A 698-nucleotide genomic window follows, 5' to 3' on the forward strand; every position below is an offset into this window, starting at 1 on the left:
GTTAAAGTTGGTGCGAAAACTAAGGTTGAACAATCTAAAGATTCTGAAGGTCGCGATGTGATTGATACCACTACCTATGAAGTTGATCCAAAAACAGGTAAGGTAACTCCGACAACAGTTCGAACTTATGGAATAACGAAAGAACCAACGACTGAGACAAGACCTGTACCATCCCCTGTTGTCTATGAAAAAGATGATACGAAAGAAAAAGGTACAGCCCCAATTACTGTTAAAGGTGAAGATGGTGAAGACACTATCACAACAACTTACACTGTGGATCCTAATACTGGAAAGATTATAGCAAGTGAAGGTCAACCAGTTCGTACGAAAGAACCAACGAATACTATTGTTAAAGTCGCAGCGAAGGATAAAGTAGAAACAACAGCAATCCCATCACCTAAGAAATATGTGAAAGATGATACACGCGACAAAGACCAACCGAATGTGGAAGAAGCAGGACAAGCAGGTTCAAGCACTACCACAACAACATATAGTGTTGATTCTACTACAGGTACTATTACAGAAAGAGTAGGAGAACCAGTAGTAGTAAATCCAACAGCAACTATTGTCAAAGTCGCAGCGAAGGACAAAGTAGTAGAAACCCCGATTGAACCAGAAGTGGAATACGTTAAAGATGTTGAAAAAGACTTCGGTACACCAGTTCAGCGTACTGAGGGTGAAAAAGGTAAAACAGTTAC

The 698-nt window shown here is 40.3% G+C and carries 1 protein-coding gene; it reads left to right on the forward strand.

What is annotated here, in order from left to right:
- Window positions 1-698 (forward strand): G5 domain-containing protein (locus HMPREF1048_RS12465; RefSeq protein WP_000322460.1); only part of this gene is annotated, 698 nt, incomplete at both ends.

The sequence above is a fragment of the Streptococcus mitis SK575 genome, assembly GCF_000257865.1.
Taxonomy (GTDB): domain Bacteria; phylum Bacillota; class Bacilli; order Lactobacillales; family Streptococcaceae; genus Streptococcus; species Streptococcus mitis_CQ.